Annotated in this window: 13 protein-coding genes; 8 read left to right on the forward strand and 5 right to left on the reverse strand. The window is 73.1% G+C overall.

Annotated elements, in window-relative coordinates:
- Positions 1 to 179 precede the first annotated feature (179 nt).
- From MXD57_RS14720 to MXD57_RS14735, 4 genes are all read left to right on the forward strand, one after another.
- Positions 180 to 1,544 (forward strand): sensor histidine kinase, encoded by a 1,365-nt coding sequence (locus tag MXD57_RS14720; protein ID WP_250401866.1) that lies wholly within the window; start codon positions 180 to 182, stop codon positions 1,542 to 1,544.
- A gap of 279 nt (positions 1,545 to 1,823) precedes the next feature.
- Entirely contained in the window at positions 1,824 to 2,483 is a 660-nt protein-coding gene (locus MXD57_RS14725; RefSeq protein WP_308290770.1) for a response regulator transcription factor, read from the forward strand.
- A gap of 295 nt (positions 2,484 to 2,778) precedes the next feature.
- Positions 2,779 to 4,707: a 2-oxoacid:acceptor oxidoreductase subunit alpha gene (locus MXD57_RS14730; protein WP_250401867.1), complete on the forward strand. Its 1,929-nt coding sequence runs from the start codon at positions 2,779 to 2,781 to the stop codon at positions 4,705 to 4,707.
- Positions 4,700 to 5,761 carry a 2-oxoacid:ferredoxin oxidoreductase subunit beta gene (locus MXD57_RS14735; protein WP_250401868.1) on the forward strand — a complete coding sequence of 354 codons (1,062 nt, stop codon included), beginning with the start codon at positions 4,700 to 4,702 and terminating at the stop codon, positions 5,759 to 5,761. The genes MXD57_RS14730 and MXD57_RS14735 overlap by 8 nt, the downstream gene beginning before the upstream one ends.
- Positions 5,762 to 5,780: 19 nt before the next feature.
- Here the strand turns inward: MXD57_RS14735 and MXD57_RS14740 are convergent, their stop codons facing one another.
- Positions 5,781 to 6,191: a winged helix-turn-helix transcriptional regulator gene (locus MXD57_RS14740; protein ID WP_250401869.1), complete on the reverse strand. Its 411-nt coding sequence runs from the start codon at positions 6,189 to 6,191 to the stop codon at positions 5,781 to 5,783.
- 111 nt (positions 6,192 to 6,302) lie between these two features.
- Between MXD57_RS14740 and MXD57_RS14745 the strand changes: the two genes are divergently transcribed.
- The 3 genes from MXD57_RS14745 (at position 6,303) to MXD57_RS14755 (ending at position 8,788) form a co-directional block, all read left to right on the forward strand.
- On the forward strand, positions 6,303 to 7,157 hold the full coding sequence (locus tag MXD57_RS14745) for an SDR family oxidoreductase (RefSeq protein ID WP_250401870.1): 855 nt from the start codon (positions 6,303 to 6,305) through the stop codon (positions 7,155 to 7,157).
- Between the two features lie 135 nt (positions 7,158 to 7,292).
- The gene (gene rarD / locus MXD57_RS14750; protein WP_250401871.1) at positions 7,293 to 8,255 is read left to right on the forward strand and encodes an EamA family transporter RarD; all 963 of its coding nucleotides are present in this window, start codon (positions 7,293 to 7,295) and stop codon (positions 8,253 to 8,255) included.
- A 47-nt stretch (positions 8,256 to 8,302) separates the two neighbouring features.
- Positions 8,303 to 8,788, forward strand: coding sequence for a VOC family protein (locus MXD57_RS14755; protein ID WP_250401872.1), 486 nt, complete (start codon positions 8,303 to 8,305; stop codon positions 8,786 to 8,788).
- Between the two features lie 162 nt (positions 8,789 to 8,950).
- Here the strand turns inward: MXD57_RS14755 and MXD57_RS14760 are convergent, their stop codons facing one another.
- Positions 8,951 to 10,219 (reverse strand): tetratricopeptide repeat protein, encoded by a 1,269-nt coding sequence (locus MXD57_RS14760; RefSeq protein WP_250401873.1) that lies wholly within the window; start codon positions 10,217 to 10,219, stop codon positions 8,951 to 8,953.
- Between the two features lie 216 nt (positions 10,220 to 10,435).
- Here MXD57_RS14760 and MXD57_RS14765 point away from each other — a divergent pair, with 216 nt between their 5' ends.
- Positions 10,436 to 11,023, forward strand: a complete 588-nt coding sequence (locus MXD57_RS14765) for a flavodoxin family protein (protein ID WP_250401874.1) — start codon at positions 10,436 to 10,438, stop codon at positions 11,021 to 11,023.
- 137 nt (positions 11,024 to 11,160) lie between these two features.
- Here MXD57_RS14765 and MXD57_RS14770 read toward each other — a convergent pair whose 3' ends face one another.
- Genes MXD57_RS14770 through MXD57_RS14780 form a run of 3 tightly spaced genes read right to left on the reverse strand, consistent with a single transcriptional unit; the run spans position 11,161 to position 14,259 of the window.
- Entirely contained in the window at positions 11,161 to 12,045 is an 885-nt protein-coding gene (locus MXD57_RS14770; protein ID WP_250401875.1) for an ABC transporter permease, read from the reverse strand.
- The gene (locus tag MXD57_RS14775; RefSeq protein ID WP_250401876.1) at positions 12,032 to 13,006 is read right to left on the reverse strand and encodes an ABC transporter ATP-binding protein; all 975 of its coding nucleotides are present in this window, start codon (positions 13,004 to 13,006) and stop codon (positions 12,032 to 12,034) included. The genes MXD57_RS14770 and MXD57_RS14775 overlap by 14 nt, the downstream gene beginning before the upstream one ends.
- A 53-nt stretch (positions 13,007 to 13,059) precedes the next feature.
- A complete protein-coding gene (locus tag MXD57_RS14780) occupies positions 13,060 to 14,259 on the reverse strand; it encodes a LolA family protein (RefSeq protein ID WP_250401877.1) in 1,200 nt (399 codons plus the stop codon).
- Positions 14,260 to 14,311: the final 52 nt, after the last annotated feature.

Genomic DNA, 14,311 nt, shown 5'->3' on the forward strand with positions numbered 1-14,311 from the left:
CACGTCCCGACCGCCGTGCCGTGCCGCGGCGCCCCGCCGGGCCCGCACCCGCGCGGCGTGGTGGGGAAAACCCCCGGTTCGAGACGCCGACGGCCCGCATGGTCCCCGGGGCCGCGGCCCGTCACTGTGGACACACGGTCGCAGCAGCGCCGCCAGGACGAGGAGAACGGACGACACCGATGGCCACGGAGTACGGACAGGGGTACGGGCGGGGACACGGGCACCCCGCCGGATCCGGCTTCCCCGCCCACGACGGGGAGCGGCGCCACCGGCTGCCCGCCGCTCTGCGGGCGCCCGTCGAGGCGCGGAGCCGGTGCGAGTTCGGCTACGTGCTGCTGAGCCTGCCGATCGCGATCGTGTTGTTCTCCTGGGCTGTCACCATGGTGTCGCTCGGCGCGGGCCTGCTCATCACCTTCCTCGGGGTCCCGGTGCTGGCGGCGGCGCTCGCCGGCTGCCGCGGCTTCGGTGTCCTGGAACGCACGCGCGCGCGTGCGCTGCTGGGGCTGGAGGTGGCCGACCCGGGGCCGCTGCGGGCGGCCGGTCCGGGGGCGTTCGCGTGGATGGGCGCGGTGCTGAAGAGCGGTGCGTCGTGGCGCCACCTGCTGTACGCGCTGCTGCAGTTCCCCTGGGCGGTGTTCTCGTTCGTCGTGGCGCTGCCCCTCTGGACGGCGGGCTGGGCGCTGCTGACGTATCCGCTGTGGTTCTGGGTGTTCCCGATGTACGCCGGGCAGGGCGGCCTCCAGCTCTACGGCGACGCGCACCACAGCGTCTACCTCGACAACGCTTTCGAGATCATCGTGACGGCCCTGGTGGGTCTGGTGCTCACCCTGACCACGCCGTGGATCGTGCGGGGCCTCGTGACGGTGGACGGGTTGCTGGTGCGCGGGCTGCTGGGGCCGTCGCGGCTGTCGGCGCGGGTCGTGGAGCTGGAGTCGGACCGGGGGGTCGTGGTCGACACCGCGGCCGCCGACCTGCGCCGCATCGAGCGCGACCTGCACGACGGGGCGCAGGCCCGGCTGGTCAGCCTCGCGATGGACCTGGGGCTGGCGAAGGAGAAGCTGCGGGAGGACCCGCGGGAGGCGGCCCGCATGGTGGACGAGGCGCACGGCGAGGTGAAGACGGCCCTGCAGGAGCTGCGCGACCTGGCCCGGGGCATCCACCCCGCGGTGCTGACCGACCGCGGCCTGGACGCGGCCCTGTCCGCCGTCGCCTCCCGCTGCACGGTCCCGGTGCGGGTGGAGGTCGACCTGCCGACCCGGCCCGCCCCGGCCATCGAGGGCATCGCCTACTTCACCGTCTCCGAGCTGCTGCAGAACATCAGCAAGCACAGCCGGGCCCGCTCCGCCTCGGTCGACGTCTGGCGGGCCGAGGACCGGCTCCTCGTCCAGGTCCGGGACGACGGCGTCGGCGGCGCCGACGCGGTCCGGGGCTCGGGACTGGCCGGACTGGCGGGCCGCCTGGACGCGGTGGACGGTGTCCTGGTCGTGGACTCACCGGTGGGCGGCCCCACCCGGGTGATCGCCGAGCTGCCCTGGCGCGGCTGAGCGGTCGCGGCCCGGCCGCGCGGGAGCGGGCGGCCCGGCGGGAGCGGGCGGCCCGGCGAAGGCGGTCACGGCCGGGCCGGGCGAAGGAGGTCGCTCCGGGCGGGACGGGCGCCGTGGACGCGGGGGCGCTGTGGACGCGGGCGGGGCGGCGACCGCGCGGCGCAGGGCTGTTCGCCCCGCTCCTGGGCGCGCCGCCCCGAAAGCTGGAATGCTTGACCCCCGAACGAGACGCCGTCGGAAGGTCGGGCTGTGGGGGGCCGGGAGATCGTGGAGAACAGGGTGCGGGTGGTCATCGCCGAGGACTCGGTGCTGCTCAGGGAGGGCCTGACCCGGTTGCTGACCGACCGCGGGCACGACGTCGTGGCCGGCGTCGGGGACGCGGAGGCGCTGCTCAAGACCATCGCCGACCTGGACGCGCAGGGTGACCTGCCCGATGTGGTCGTGGCGGACGTACGGATGCCGCCGACCCACACCGACGAGGGGGTGCGGGCGGCCGTTCGGCTGCGCAGGACGCATCCGGGGCTCGGTGTGCTGGTGCTGTCGCAGTACGTGGAGGAGCGGTACGCCACCGAACTGCTGGCCGGCTCCAGCCGGGGCGTCGGCTACCTGCTCAAGGACCGGGTCGCCGAGGTGCGGGAGTTCGTCGACGCGGTGGTGCGGGTCGCCGGCGGCGGTACGGCGCTGGATCCGGAGGTCGTCGCGCAGTTGCTCGGGCGCAGCCGCAAGCAGGACGTGCTCGCCGGGCTCACCCCGCGGGAACGCGAGGTGCTGGGCCTGATGGCGGAGGGCCGGACGAACTCGGCCGTCGCAAGGCAGCTCGTGGTCAGCGACGGGGCCGTGGAGAAGCACGTCAGCAACATCTTCCTGAAGCTCGGGCTGTCCCCGAGCGACGGCGACCACCGGCGTGTTCTGGCCGTTCTGACCTATCTGAACTCGTGACGGACCGACACTTGTCAGCAGGGTGTCAGTCGGTCCGGCTTCTGTGGAGTCGGTACCCGGGTGGAGGAGGGCCGAAGGAAGGAACCCGAAAGGCGCACAGGCACGGGCGAGCCGGTTGACCGTTGCTTGAGCGGCGCGAGGAACCATGAGAATCCAGCGCGACGGGACGTCTTGAAACGCCGTCCATCATGCGGATGGCCGCCGGAGGGCGACCCTGAGCGACGTAGGGTTGATTCTGGGATGGTCCGTGGGACGACCATTCCCCGGACAGCCGCCTCGAAGGAGGTCCAGTTCAGTGACCAGCCAGGTCAGCAGCCCAGCGGAGCAGGCCGACGCGGCCGTCGTGGGAGAGCAGCGCAAACCGGGCGGAGCGAAGGACGTGCGGCGCCTGGACCGGGTGATCATCCGGTTCGCGGGGGACTCGGGTGACGGCATGCAGCTCACCGGTGACCGCTTCACCTCGGAGACCGCGTCCTTCGGCAACGACCTCTCCACCCTCCCCAACTTCCCCGCCGAGATCCGCGCCCCCGCGGGCACCCTGCCCGGCGTCTCCTCCTTCCAGCTCCACTTCGCCGACCACGACATCCTCACCCCGGGCGACGCGCCGAACGTGCTGGTCGCGATGAACCCGGCGGCCCTGAAGGCCAACATCGGCGACCTGCCGCGCGGTGCCGAGATCATCGTCAACACGGACGAGTTCACCAAGCGCGCCCTGCAGAAGGTCGGCTACGCCGCCTCCCCGCTGGAGGACGGCTCGCTCGACGGCTACCACCTGCACCCCGTGCCGCTGACGACGCTCACGGTCGAGGCGCTCAAGGAGTTCGACCTCTCCCGCAAGGAGGCCGAGCGCAGCAAGAACATGTTCGCCCTGGGCCTGCTGTCCTGGATGTACCACCGGCCGACCGAGGGCACCGAGAAGTTCCTGAACAGCAAGTTCGCCAGGAAGCCGGACATCGCCGCCGCGAACATCGCCGCCTTCCGGGCCGGCTGGAACTTCGGCGAGACGACCGAGGACTTCGCGGTCTCCTACGAGGTCGCCCCGGCCACCAAGGCGTTCCCGGTCGGCACCTACCGCAACATCTCCGGGAACCTGGCCCTGGCCTACGGCCTGGTCGCCGCCTCCCAGCAGGCGGATCTGCCGCTGTTCCTGGGCTCGTACCCGATCACCCCGGCCTCGGACATCCTGCACGAGCTGAGCAAGCACAAGAACTTCGGTGTCCGGACCTTCCAGGCCGAGGACGAGATCGCGGGCATCGGCGCGGCGCTGGGCGCGGCCTTCGGCGGCTCGCTGGCCGTGACGACCACGTCCGGTCCCGGGGTCGCCCTCAAGAGCGAGACGATCGGTCTCGCCGTGTCGCTGGAACTGCCGCTGCTGGTGGTCGACATCCAGCGCGGCGGCCCGTCGACCGGCCTGCCGACCAAGACCGAGCAGGCCGACCTGCTGCAGGCGATGTACGGCCGCAACGGCGAGGCCCCGGTTCCCGTGGTCGCGCCGAAGACCCCCGCGGACTGCTTCGACGCGGCCCTGGACGCGGCCCGGATCGCGCTCACCTACCGCACGCCGGTGATCCTGCTCTCCGACGGCTACCTCGCCAACGGCTCCGAGCCCTGGCGCATCCCGGACCTGGACGAACTGCCCGACCTCCGGGTCCGGTTCGCCACCGGCCCGAACCACACCCTGGACGACGGCACCGAGGTGTTCTGGCCGTACCAGCGCGACCCGCAGACCCTCGCCCGGCCGTGGGCGATCCCGGGCACACCGGGCCTGGAGCACCGCATCGGCGGCATCGAGAAGCAGGACGGCACCGGCAACATCTCCTACGACCCGGCCAACCACGACTTCATGGTCCGCACCCGCCAGGCCAAGATCGACGGCATCGACGTCCCGGACATCGAGGTCGACGACCCGGACGGGGCTCGCACCCTGGTCCTCGGCTGGGGGTCCACCTACGGGCCCATCACGGCGGCGGTGCGCAGACTGCGCACCGCCGGCGAGGCCGTGGCGCAGGCCCACCTGCGCCACCTCAACCCCTTCCCGCGCAACCTGGGCGAGGTGCTCGAACGCTACGACAAGGTGGTGATCCCCGAGATGAACCTCGGACAGCTCGCCACCCTGGTCCGGGCGAAGTACCTGGTCGACGCCCACTCGTACAACCAGGTCAACGGCATGCCGTTCAAGGCGGAACAGCTCGCCGCCGCGCTGAAGGAGGCCATCGATGACTGACGCCACCAACGGACTGCTGCAGTTGGTCCCCAAGGCCGAGGCGCGGCAGTCGATGAAGGACTTCAAGTCCGACCAGGAGGTGCGCTGGTGCCCGGGCTGCGGCGACTACGCGATCCTGGCCGCGGTCCAGGGCTTCATGCCCGAACTCGGGCTGGCCAGGGAGAACATCGTCTTCGTCTCCGGCATCGGCTGCTCCTCCCGTTTCCCGTACTACATGAACACCTACGGGATGCACTCCATCCACGGCCGCGCCCCGGCGATCGCCACCGGCCTCGCCGCGTCCCGCCGCGACCTGAGCGTGTGGGTGGTCACCGGTGACGGCGACGCCCTCTCGATCGGCGGCAACCACCTCATCCACGCCCTGCGCCGCAACGTCAACCTGAAGATCCTGCTGTTCAACAACCGGATCTACGGCCTGACCAAGGGCCAGTACAGCCCGACCTCCGAGATCGGCAAGATCACCAAGTCGACGCCGATGGGCTCGCTGGACGCCCCGTTCAACCCCGTCTCCCTGGCGATCGGCGCGGAGGCGTCCTTCGTCGCCCGGACCATCGACTCCGACCGCAAGCACCTCACCGAGGTGCTGCGTGCGGCCGCCGACCACCCGGGCACGGCCCTGATCGAGATCTACCAGAACTGCAACATCTTCAACGACGGCGCCTTCGACGCCCTGAAGGACCGGCAGCGGGCCGAGGAGGCCCTGATCCGCCTGGAGCACGGGCAGCAGATCCGCTTCGGCGCCGACGGGTCGCGCGGGGTCGTGCGCGACGGGCAGACCGGCGATCTGAAGGTGGTGACGGTGACCGCGCAGAACGAGGCGGACGTCCTGGTGCACGACGCCCACTCCGCGTCCCCCACCACCGCCTTCGCCCTCTCCCGGCTCGCCGACCCCGACACCCTGCACCACACCCCGATCGGCGTGTTCCGCTCGGTCGAGCGGCCGGTCTACGACACCGAGATGGCCGACCAGCTCGACTCGGCGATCGAGCAGCACGGCAAGGGCGACCTGTCCGCCCTGCTGGCCGGCGGTGACACCTGGACGGTCGTCGGGTGACGAGCGTCCCGTTCGGGCACTAGGAGGCCCGGGACCCGAGGTCCCGGGCCTCGTCGTATGCCAGCCGGGCCCGCTCCACCTCGTCCATGCGCTCGTGCGTCCACCGGGCGAGGGAACGGACCTGCCGCGCCGCCTCCTGTCCGAGACCGGTGAGCGAGTAGTCCACACGGGGCGGGATCACCGGCTTGGCGTCCCGGTGGACGAGTCCGTCGCGCTCCAGGGTCTGCAGGGTCTGGGTCAGCATCTTCTCGCTCACCCCCCGGCCGCCGTAGCGCCCGATCGCCCGGCGCAGCTCGCCGAAGCGGTACGGCCGCTCCAGCAGCTCGATCAGCACGAGAACTCCCCAGCGGCTGGTGAGGTGCTCGAGGACGAGGCGGTACGGGCACTGGGCCTCGGCCTCCGCGGCGGCCACCCTCTCACTTACTCCCATGCCAGTACCTTACTCCAAAGTGGGTACTTTCGCTTGGTTAGCGCCTTTCTTAGGGTTAGTGGCAGACATACGGAGTCACCGACGGACGCACCCACAAGGAGACCGCACACCATGAGCATCGTCGTCACCGGAGCCACCGGACACCTCGGCCGCCACGTCGTGGAGCAGTTGCTGGAGAGGGTTCCCGCCGCGGACATCACCGCCGTCGTGCGCGACGAGGCGAGGGCCGCCGGCCTCGCCGGCCGCGGGGTCCGGCTCGCCGTGGCCGACTACAACGCACCCGAGACCTTCGACGGCCTGTTCCAGGCCGGCGACCGGGTCCTGCTGGTCTCCGGCACCGAGTTCGACCGGGGCCGGGCCCGGCAGCACCAGGTCGTCATCGACGCCGCCCGGACCGCCGGCGTCGCGCTGCTGGCGTACACCAGCGCCCCGGGCACCCTCTCGGCGGCGCTCGCCGACGACCACCGCGCCACCGAGGCGGCGCTGCTCGCCTCCGGCCTGCCCTACAGCCTGCTGCGCAACGGCTGGTACCACGAGAACTACACCGAGAACCTCGCCCCGGTGCTGGAGCACGGCGTGGTCGTCCAGGCCGCCGGCGACGGCCGGGTCTCCTCGGCCTCCCGTGCCGACTACGCGGCCGCCGCGGTGGCGGTGCTGACCGGCGAAGGGCACGAGAACTCCACCTACGAGCTGGGCGGCGACGAGGCGTGGAGCTTCGCCGAGTACGCGGCCGAGCTGAGCCGGCAGACCGGCCGGGAGATCGGCTACACCCCGGTTCCGGTGCAGACGCTGGAGTCCGTCCTGGCCGGCGCCGGGGTGCCCGGGCCGCTGGCCGCGATGCTGGCCGGGGTGGACGCCTCGATCGAGAAGGGCGAACTGGTCGTCCCCACCGGCGACCTCTCCCGCCTGACGGGTCGTCCGACCACCCCGCTCGCCGAGGCCGTCGCCGCCGCTCTGGCGGCCTGAACCCCGCCGCACGCATCCCCACGAGACCGGCGCGCCCGTCTGTCATGACCGTATGGCGATACGGGCATGACAGACGGGCCCGCCCGGCGCTACCTTCTTCCTCGCACACGTGGCTGAGGCGAGAAGGAGGGGCCCATGGCCGGGACGTCCAGCGGAGAGCACCGGACAGGCCTGGTGAACGGTTTCGCCGCGTACGGGATGTGGGGCCTGGTCCCCCTGTTCTGGCCGTTGCTGAAGCCCGCCGGAGCCATGGAGATCCTGGCCCACCGCATGGTGTGGTCCCTCGTCCTCGTCGGCGCCGCCCTGCTCGCCGTGCGCCGCTGGGCCTGGGCCGGTCAGTTGCTGCGGCAGCCCCGGCGGCTGGCGCTGGTCGTGGTGGCCGCCGCCGTCATCACCGTGAACTGGGGCGTCTACATATGGGCCGTGAACTCCGGCCACGTGGTCGAGGCGTCCCTCGGGTACTTCATCAATCCCCTGGTGACCATCGCGATGGGCGTGCTGCTCCTCAAGGAGCGGCTGCGGCCCGCGCAGTGGGCCGCGGTCGGGGTCGGCCTCGCCGCCGTCGTGGTCCTGACCGTCGGCTACGGCCGGCCGCCGTGGATCTCGCTCTGCCTGGCGTTCTCGTTCGCCACCTACGGGCTGGTGAAGAAGAAGGTGGCCCTCGGCGGCGTCGAGTCGCTGGCCGCCGAGACCGCCGTCCAGTTCGTGCCCGCGCTCGGCTACCTGGTCTGGCTCGGTGCGAACGGCGGGTCCACCTTCACGACCGCCGGCGCCGGCCACTCCCTGCTGCTCGCCTCGACCGGCGTCGTCACCGCGCTGCCACTGGTCTGCTTCGGCGCGGCGGCGATCCGGGTGCCGCTGTCCACGCTGGGACTGCTGCAGTACCTGGCCCCGGTCTTCCAGTTCCTGCTCGGCATCCTCTACTTCCACGAGGCGATGCCGCCCGAGCGCTGGGCCGGCTTCGCCCTGGTGTGGCTGGCGCTGGGCCTGCTCACCTGGGACGCCCTGCACACCGCCCGGAGGTCCCGGGTGGTCGCCGTGTCGCCGCTCGTCGAGGCCGCCGACCCCGCTCGGGTGGACGTCCCCCGCGTCGGTTGAGGCCGATCACCGGTGCGGGCCCGCGCGGGCGGCTATAAGTGGTGGGCATGTCCACAGACACGCGCGCATCCGCACCCGCTCCGGCCCCGCTGCACTGGAAGCTCGTCATCGACGCCGCCGACCCGCACACCCAGGCGGACTTCTGGGCCGCCGCGCTGCACTACGAGGCCGAGGACAACAGCGCGCTCGTCGAACGCCTGCTGGCCCTCGGCGCGCTGCCCGGCGCGGCCACCGTCGAATACCACGGCCGGCCCGCCTTCCGGGACCTGATCGCCGTACGGCACCCCGAGGACCCCTACGACCCGGACACCGGCATCGGGAAGGGCCGGCGGCTGCTCTTCCAGCGTGTCCCGGAGGCGAAGACGGTCAAGAACCGGCTGCACATCGACGTCCACGCCGCTGACGGGCGCCGGGCGGACGAGGTCGCCCGACTGGAGGCCCTGGGCGCGCGGGTGCTCCGCGAGGTGAAGGAGCCCGCCGGCGAGTGGGTCGTGCTGGCCGACCCGGAGGACAACGAGTTCTGCGTCGCTTAGCCGCCGTCGGTCCGGGCGGCCGTCCAGCCGCGTAGGCCGGGGTCAGCCCGTCGAGGAGCGGTGTCCGGTGGGCGCTCTCCCGGCGTGCCGGCCGGAAGCCCTCGTACCGGGTGCACTCGGGCTCTCGTCCGGTGCGGCGACAGTGTCCTCCGGGCGTCGCGACTAGGCCCGCGCCGCCCCGGCCGCGCGGTCGGCCAGGCGGACCATGCGCGAGCGCGCCGACTCCAGCGGCTCCGGGTCGCCGGACGCGGGTCCGGGCTCCGTGGTGAGGTCCGTCCACAGGCCGATGAGGTCGCGGCCCAGCCGCAGCCCAGCCTCGGGGTCGCGCACCGCGCGCCAGGCGGTGGCCGCGCTGCGCACGTTGCCGTAGGCCGCCTCCGCGTCGTACGCCTGCCGGCGCAGCCGCGCGAGGTCCAGGGAGAGCTGGAAGGAGCGCACCGGGTCGCCCGCGAGATAGGCGATGTAGGCGGTCAGCTCGCCCAGGTGCAGCACCTCGGGGTGGTGGGGGCCCAGTACCGCGGAGGCCTCGGCGACCGTGCGGTCGGCGAGCTCCGCGGCCGCCTCGATACGGCCTTCCCGTACGGCCTCGTTGATCCGCGCCATCGGCTCGGTGAGCAGTTCGGCCCCCTCCGCGGTCTCGGTCACGGGCGTGTCCCCGAGCACCTCCTCGGCCACGGCGTCGAAGCCGCGGGCGGGGGTGGGGGTGGGGGTGGGGGACGAGGCCGGGGCGGACTCGGGGTCGTGCGCGGGCGCCGCCGGGACGGACCCGGTCGCCGCCGCGGGCAGGAGCGCCCGGACGGGCCGTGACCCGGCCGGCCCGGAGTGAGGCGCGGATACGGCGAGCACTCCCCCGGGGTGCCGCGCGGATGCCGGGTCCGCCTGCTCGGGGCGCTGCGCGGGCTCGGAAGCAGGCGCGGGCACGGACACGGGCGCAGGCGCAGGCGCAGGCGGCATGGTCTGGGGCCCGTACGGGGGGACGGGAGCCGGTGCCCGGGTTCCGGACGCGGTCCGCGCGCCGGGTACGGCACCCATGACCGGCGGCGGTCCGAACCGGCCCTGCGGAGCCCGCGCCGGAGCGGGGGCCACCACGACCGGGCCGGCCACCCCGGCACCGGGGCCGTCGGCGCCGGTCCCCGCGGCGATGCGCACGGGGTCCCCCGCGACGCGGCTGGAGCCGTCCGCCGAGACTTCGAGCGGGACCACGCAGCCGGCCCGGTCGTTGTGGATCGTGGCGCGTATCGGGGTGCCCAGGCTGATGGCGAGGCGCTGGAGGTGGTTCAGCACGGCCTGCTGGATCTCCTGACCGGGCTCCGCGACGACCGCCGTCCCGCCCACGGAGGCACTGCCCGTGCCGGACACCCGGACGGCCACCGCCGCGGGGTGTGCCACGGGCTGCTGCGCCCGCCTCTTCTCGAAGCTGAGTCGAGACATCGGTTCCCTCACTCCCCCGGCGCCACGATCCGGTCCGTACGCGTCCTGCCGACCAGTGTGTCCGTTCGGCCCGGCTCCCGCGTCACCACGGCGTCACAGCCTCGCACCAGCCGCGGCCCGGAACCCCGGAACCGGCTCTTGAAACCAACTGCTTGCGTATGCATAAAATGCACACGCCCTTATTCGCGGTCCGACATCAGCCATCACGGGGGATCCATGAGCCGCCGCTTCCTCTTCGTCCTGGGCAGTGCCCGGCCCGACGGCAACACCGAGCTGCTGGCCCGTGCGGCCGCCGAGCAGCTCCCCGACGACGTCGAGCAGCGCTGGATCCGCCTCATCGACCGCCCGCTGCCCGACTTCACGGACCTGCGGCACGACACCGCGCACGTACGGCCGGCCCCGGACACCCCGGCCGGTCTGCTGCTGGACGCCACCCTGGGGGCCACCGACCTGGTGATCGCCTCCCCGCTGTACTGGTACTCGGTCTCCGGTCACACCAAGCGCTATCTGGACCACTGGTCGGCCTGGCTGCGCACTCCGGGGATCGACTTCAGGGCGACGATGGCCGGGCGCACCCTGTGGGGCGTCTCGGCCCGGGCGGACCGTGAGCCGTCGGTCGCCGACCCGCTCGTCGGCACGCTCAACAACTCGGCCGCCTACCTGGGGATGCGCTTCGGCGGTGTGCTGCTCGGCAACGGCAGCGCGCCCGGGGACGTGGCCGGGGACGCCGAAGCGCTCACCCGCGCCAAGACCTTCTTCGCACGGGAGGCCCCCCTCGCCCGCTTCCCCTATCAGCAGGCCTGAGCCGGCCGAGGAAAGCCGGTGCCGCGTCGGTCGCGGTCCGCGCGAGGGGGCGGACCCCCGCCGAACACGGCTGGTGCCGCATCGGCCGGGGTTCGACCCGCCGCGGCGCCCGGGGGCGGATCCTGGCCGACACCGCACTAGACGCTGATGTCCTTCGTCGTGAACCGCGCCCAGGCCGCCGAGCCGAACACGGCCGCGTACAGCGCCTGGAGGCCGAGGTTCCTCACCAGGTCGTCCCAGTAGACGGGGTCGCGCACCAGGTCGGCGAAGGACAGCCAGTAGTGCGGGAAGAGGTACGGCCGCACCGCGTGGAGCTGGGGTATCTGGTCGAGGATCTGAACGGTGATGAGCAGGCCCACGGTGGTCGCCATCGCCGCGATGCCGCTGTTGGTGAGGGTGGACACGAACAGGCCGAGCGCCGCGACACCGACCAGTGAGGCGGCGACGACCAGCGCGATCAGCAGCGCCCGGCCGAGGCCCTCGGCGAAGGTGATGCTCGTGCCGGAGATGGTCGTGAGGTCACCGAGCGGGAACAGCAGCGCTCCGACGGCCAGCGCGGACACGGCCACGACCAGGGTGGCCAGCAGGCAGAAGGCCAGGACGGTCGCGTACTTGACGAGCAGCAGCCGGGTGCGGCCGGCCGGGGCGACCAGCAGGTAGCGCAGGGTGCCGGCACCGGCCTCACCGGCGATCGAGTCGCCCGCGACGACGCCGACCGCCATCGGCAGGAAGAAGGGCAGGGTCGCGGCCAGCGCCGTGAACACCAGGAACAGGCCGTTGTTGGTGATCTGGGCCATGAACGCCGGCCCCTCGCCGCCCCCGCCGTCCGCCCCCGGACCGCCCCGCGTCTCGATCCGCACCGCGATCCCGACCAGTACCGGCACCGCCGCCAGCACCGCGAGCAGCGCGAGCGTGCGCCAGCGGCGCAGGGTGGTGACCAGTTCGCTGCGCAGGAGTCCGACGCTCCACAGCGGACCCGGTCCACGCCGCGCCGGCGCCCCGGGGGCCTCAGCCCGCGACATCGAATCCCTCCCCGGTCAGTGCCACGAACGCGTCCTCGAGCGAGGCCCGTTCGAGGGTGAAGCCCCGCACCCGGACGCCCGCGGCCACCAGGGCGGCGTTCACCTCGGCGAGGTCCCGCTCGGGCGGCTCGCCGGTCACCCGGTCGCCGTCGGCGACCACGGCCGCGACGCCCTGCTCCTTCAGCACCCGGGCCGCCTCGGCGGGATCGGGGGTGCTCACCGCCAGCCGGCCGCGCGCCCCGGCGGCCAGGTCGGCGACCGCGCCCTGGATGATCAGGCGGCCCTGCGCCATCACCGCCGCGTGCGTGCAGACCTGCTCGATCTCGTCGAGGAGGTGGGAGGACAGGAACACGGTCGTACCGTCGGACGCCAGTTCCTTCACCAGGGCGCGGATCTCCCGCATGCCCTGCGGGTCGAGCCCGTTGGTGGGTTCGTCCAGCACGAGCAGTCCGCGCGGCCGGAGCAGGGCGGCCGCCAGGCCGAGGCGTTGCTTCATGCCCAGCGAGTACGCCCTCGCCCTCTTGCCGGCCACGGCCGTCAGACCCACCCGGTCCAGGGCGGCCGCGACGCGGGCGCGCCGGGTGCGCGGGTCGGCCGTCGGGTCCGCGGCGTCGTAGCGCAGCAGGTTGTCCCGGCCCGAGAGGAAGCCGTACAGCGCCGGGCCCTCGATCAGCGCGCCGACCCGGGGCAGCACGGTGCGGGCGGACCGGGGCATGGGCCGGCCCAGGACGCGGGCCGTGCCCGAGGTCGGCTCGATCAGGCCCAGCAGCATCCGGATGGTGGTGGTCTTGCCGGAGCCGTTCGGACCGAGGAAGCCGAAGACGCTGCCCGCCGGGACGGTCAGGTCGAGACCGTCGACGGCGAGCTGTCCGCCGCGGTAGCGCTTGGTGAGGCCGTGCGTGGCGATGACCTGCTCCGGCGCGTCCCCGGCGGGACGCCCCGCGGCGGACTGTTCGCCCATCGGCTCCCTCTCGGTCTCCCGTGCCCGCTCCTGCCCGCCCGTGCCCGGGAGGATCACTTGCCCGCGTTCGCCGCCTTCACCAGCGCGTCCTTGGTCACCGCGCCGGCGTAGACCTTGCCGTCGTCGGTGATCAGGGCGTTGACCAGGCGGGTGGAGAACACCGTGCCCTTGCCGAACTTGCCGGAGACCTGGTCGCCGAGCGAGTCGAGGAAGCCGCCGAGGGCACCGCCCCGGTCGCCGGACGGCGCGCCGCCCCGGCCGCCCGTGTCGAAGCGGGCGATGGACGTCCAGCCCTCGCCGAGCACGGTGGCCCCGCCCAGGCCGTCGGCGAGGTCGCCACCGCCCTCGGGGGCGTGCTCCGGTGCCCTTCCGTGCCCCTTCTCCTCGGTGACCTTCGCGCCCTCGGGCGGGGTGAAGTCGAAGGTGGAGGCGGCCGGCCTGGCGAAGGAGACCTGGGTGAAGCCCGCGTCGAGCACGGCGGCGCCACCGCTCCTCGGAGTGAGCGTGAACTTCAGCGGCATGCCCGTCCTCGCGTCCACGGCGATGCTGACGGCGCCGACCGTGGTGCCGGACTGCCGGGGCTTGATCAGCAGCTTGTAGGCGTCGCGTCCGGCTACCTGCGCGGTGCCGTCCACGGTCACGGAGGTGGTGTCGTCGACCGCCTTCAGTGCCTCGGCGGCGAAGTCCTCGGGCGTGGCCGGCGGCCGCTCCGCCCGGTGCTGCCCGCGGGAGCCGGCGGTCGTGGAGTGGTGGACCTCGTTGCTCTTGCTGTCGTAGCCCCAGACGTCCCTGCCGTCGTGGATGAGGCTGTACTCGGAGCCGCTCTCCAGCAGCGACAGCTTCTGCCGGTCCGGTCCGTCGGCGGCCACGCGCAGCGTGTGCGTGCCCGATACCAGCTCGGTGAGCTTGGACCGCGGGTCGGCGGAGGAGCCGTCGCCGCCTCCGGCCGCGCCGGACGCCAGCCCGTTCGCCAGGCCGCCGAGGTTCGGCAGCCCGAGGTCGGTGCTGACCTTCACCGTGCCGGAGAACCGCTGCACGTCCGACTTGGCGATCCTGTCGACGAGCTGCTGCGCGGTGATCTTCGGAAGATCGGGGTCACCGGAGTCGGCGAGCGCCGGGACCAGCCCGATCGTGGCCGCCGCGACCCCCACCACCGCGACCGGGACCACGTACCGGGCGGCCTTGCGGCGTCCGGTGGGCAGGTCCTCGTCACGTGCGGCGCCCATCGCGTCGTCGGATTCGTACGGTGCCATCTGTGCCTTACCTCCGTCGTCGGCGGCGGCTGTCCCCACACTGGTCCACCTG

The sequence above is a fragment of the Streptomyces cellostaticus genome (assembly GCF_023630175.1).
Lineage (GTDB): Bacteria > Actinomycetota > Actinomycetes > Streptomycetales > Streptomycetaceae > Streptomyces > Streptomyces cellostaticus_A.

Bases quoted from the DNA above. Each gene is read 5' to 3' on its own strand.
- MXD57_RS14755 (WP_250401872.1), top strand. From the start codon at position 8,303: ATGTCCACAGACACGCGCGCATCCGCACCCGCTCCGGCCCCGCTGCAC.
- MXD57_RS14745 (WP_250401870.1), top strand. From the start codon at position 6,303: ATGAGCATCGTCGTCACCGGAGCCACCGGACACCTCGGCCGCCACGTC.
- MXD57_RS14740 (WP_250401869.1), bottom strand. From the start codon at position 6,191: ATGGGAGTAAGTGAGAGGGTGGCCGCCGCGGAGGCCGAGGCCCAGTGC.
- rarD (WP_250401871.1), top strand. From the start codon at position 7,293: ATGGCCGGGACGTCCAGCGGAGAGCACCGGACAGGCCTGGTGAACGGT.
- MXD57_RS14760 (WP_250401873.1), bottom strand. From the start codon at position 10,219: ATGTCTCGACTCAGCTTCGAGAAGAGGCGGGCGCAGCAGCCCGTGGCA.
- MXD57_RS14765 (WP_250401874.1), top strand. From the start codon at position 10,436: ATGAGCCGCCGCTTCCTCTTCGTCCTGGGCAGTGCCCGGCCCGACGGC.
- MXD57_RS14720 (WP_250401866.1), top strand. From the start codon at position 180: ATGGCCACGGAGTACGGACAGGGGTACGGGCGGGGACACGGGCACCCC.
- MXD57_RS14775 (WP_250401876.1), bottom strand. From the start codon at position 13,006: ATGGGCGAACAGTCCGCCGCGGGGCGTCCCGCCGGGGACGCGCCGGAG.
- MXD57_RS14735 (WP_250401868.1), top strand. From the start codon at position 4,700: ATGACTGACGCCACCAACGGACTGCTGCAGTTGGTCCCCAAGGCCGAG.
- MXD57_RS14780 (WP_250401877.1), bottom strand. From the start codon at position 14,259: ATGGCACCGTACGAATCCGACGACGCGATGGGCGCCGCACGTGACGAG.
- MXD57_RS14770 (WP_250401875.1), bottom strand. From the start codon at position 12,045: ATGTCGCGGGCTGAGGCCCCCGGGGCGCCGGCGCGGCGTGGACCGGGT.